Annotated in this window: 1 protein-coding gene; it reads left to right on the plus strand. The window is 53.4% G+C overall.

Going from position 1 to position 1,108, the window contains the following annotated elements:
• Nucleotides 1-80 precede the first annotated feature (80 nt).
• The coding region (gene istA, locus EVJ30_RS15000; RefSeq protein ID WP_131469574.1) for an IS21 family transposase at nt 81-1,108 on the plus strand (1,028 nt) is incomplete at its 3' end.

Below are 1,108 nucleotides of genomic sequence, written 5' to 3' on the forward strand. Positions count from 1 at the left end.
ACTACGACGCAACACTTTCCACAACAATCAATTCTTCGCTACACTGTTCTCAGAAACAGCGTCAGGGGAGGACACAAGGAGTGGACAAGTGGATGATTCACGGAAGCGTACATGAGATGAGAGCTAGAGGGTTCAACATCTCGCAGATTGCAGAAACATTGAACGTCAGTCGGAACAGGGTCTACAACTATCTGTCGATGGACCAAGAAACATTCCAGACGTGGGAACGTCAGAAAGCGAGACGTACACGAAAACTGGATCCCTATCGGGAAGAGATTTTGAAGTGGCTGCAAGAATATCCGACATTGAAGGCGTCGCAGATCGAGGATTGGCTCAAGGAGCGCTATCCAGAACTGCTGGTCGGAGAGAGCACAGTCAGGTTGTATGTCCGTGACCTGCGACGCGACCATGGAATCCGGAAAGTCGTGAAAGAACGGCAGTTCGTCGCGATTCCCGAACTTCCGCCAGGCAGACAGACACAGGTAGACTTTGGGATGGCCCGTCTGGGACATGAGGACGGGAGCGAATCGATCGGTCGTTTCATTTCCTTCGTCCTCTCGCACTCACGTTATAAGTATGTAGAATGGCTCGACCGGCCGTTCACGGTCAAAGACATGGTGCGCTGTCACGAGAACGCGTTCCGTTTCTTCGGCGGGATGACGACAGAGATGGTCTACGACCAGGATGCGCTCATCGCGGTCAGCGAGAACGCCGGTGACCTCCTGTTGACGGAGGGCTTCCAGTCCTACGTGTCGTTCCGTGGATTCGACGTCCATCTGTGCCGTGCCCGAGACCCGCAATCCAAAGGGAAAGTCGAACGGGTCGTCCAGTATGTGAAAGGCAACTTCGTTCCGGGCCGTCGCTATCACGACCTCGCCGACTGGAACAAGCGGACTATCGAATGGCTCGACCGGACAGCCAATCATAAACGGCATGAGACGACAAAAAAGAGACCTTGCGAAGTGCACAGCCTGGAAAAGCAGCACCTGGACAAGATCTCTTCACCCGTCTCTTTCGAAACGAACCTTGTATCAAGTGTATCAAGAACCGTCCATAAGGACAATACCATCCGATACGCCGGTGCCCGATATAGTGTCCCGATTGGGAC

The organism is Exiguobacterium sp. SH5S13 (assembly GCF_004337085.1).
In the GTDB taxonomy this organism is placed as follows: Bacteria; Bacillota; Bacilli; order Exiguobacteriales; family Exiguobacteriaceae; genus Exiguobacterium; species Exiguobacterium aurantiacum_A.